The sequence below is a fragment of the Corynebacterium tuscaniense genome, from assembly GCF_008693065.1.
GTDB lineage: Bacteria > Actinomycetota > Actinomycetes > Mycobacteriales > Mycobacteriaceae > Corynebacterium > Corynebacterium tuscaniense.
Map to the genome: position 1 here is coordinate 1 of NZ_VXKH01000126.1, position 1,461 is coordinate 1,461.

Below are 1,461 nucleotides of genomic sequence, written 5' to 3' on the forward strand. Positions count from 1 at the left end.
ACAGCTTGGGCGGCGTTACCGCGGTTGGCGCGGCCCGGCAGAGCAAGGTCGAGGGGATGGGTGGTGCCATCGGGGGCGGTTAGGCCCTCATCGGTCACGCTCCACTGCGGGGTGGGGCGGCGGAACTCTCGGCCGTCTTTGAGCGGTTTGGTGGCGTACCAGTCCTCGGAGGTGCGCACGATGTGCCCATCACCGCGGGGATTGGATACGGAATCGCCCAACCAGCCGGCGCCGGCGGAGACCCAGACAACGCGCGGAGCATCGAAGGCCACGGAGGTCATCAGCACATCATCACAGTTGGCCACCACGGTCATGCTCGGGTGCATTTCCACGGTCTTGCGTAGGGCGCGTTCGATGGAGTTGATTTCCCCCACGCGGTCAAGCTGGTCGCGTGTGAGGTTGAGCAGCACGAGGGCTTCTGGTTTGAGCCGTTGCGCGATGGCGGGCACGTGCAGTTCATCCACCTCCAGCACCACGTGCGAGGCCGATGAGTCAGCCAGGAGAGCGGAGATGATGCCTGCATCCATGTTGTCACCGCCATCGTTGGAAGCGACGGTGAACTTGGTACGCAGGGCGCTCACCAGCATGCGGGTAGTGGTGGATTTACCATTTGTGCCAGTGACCAGGATGGTCGGCCGGCCAGCAAGCTCGTCCAGAATATTCGGGTCGATCGCGCCGGCGACCAAACCGCCGATCATGCCACCAGCACCGCGCCCAGTTGCGCGGGAAGCGGTGGTTGCGAGCTTTGCCGCGGTCACCGCGACTGTGGAACGCAAACGTTGAAACGGCCCTGCTTTTCCAGTGCCGGGGGTGCTCGAACTCATGGGATAAAACCTTAGACGATCTCAGGTAGGCACCGCGAGGGCGCGCTTATTGGTTGCGCAGGATGGTGAAAAACTCGTCGTCGGTCAGGAGTGGAATGTTCTTGCGTTCCGCGTGCATAGCCTTGCCACGCAGTTGCGATGCGGGGCCGGTGATGTTGCTGATCACCAGCGATGTTTCACGCGAGAGCTTTTCCGTGTACACCATGTCCGCGTCCAGGATGGCTTGCACGATCTCATCATGGTCCACGGCAACATCGTCCGTGACCACCACTTCCATGCCGGGGCGCAGCCCAGACCTTGCGGTGTATATGCCTGGATTGCCCTTCGTTGGCTCGGCCTTCTCCGCTTGAACGCGGACGCGGGAACGCTGTAGCCCAAACCGGTCATTGGTCAATTCATCGGGAGTGCGCGTGACAAGCTCGCCGGCCTCACGTTGGTGCAGGTAAAGCTGCATCAACGCGAGGCTTCGCGCGCGCGAGGTTGTCTCCTCGGGCTCTGTTGCACGCGCAGCACTTGCCTCGGCGGGCGGCAGCTCAATGCCGGCTTTCGCGGCCACAGCCTCAAGGCGCGCATCCGTGGTTACGGTTCCTTGTTTCCGGGCCGTTGCAAGCGTATCGACGATCCCAATCGGCGCCGG

At 62.8% G+C, this 1,461-nt stretch carries 1 protein-coding gene and 1 pseudogene; both read right to left on the bottom strand.

Annotated features, from left to right (window positions below; translation table 11 throughout):
* On the bottom strand, positions 1-824 hold an 824-nt coding region (locus F4V54_RS10800), incomplete at its 3' end, for a Mur ligase family protein (RefSeq protein ID WP_249041297.1).
* A gap of 46 nt (positions 825-870) precedes the next feature.
* Positions 871-1,461, bottom strand: a pseudogene (locus F4V54_RS11565) (DNA polymerase III subunit epsilon); the annotation flags it as partial.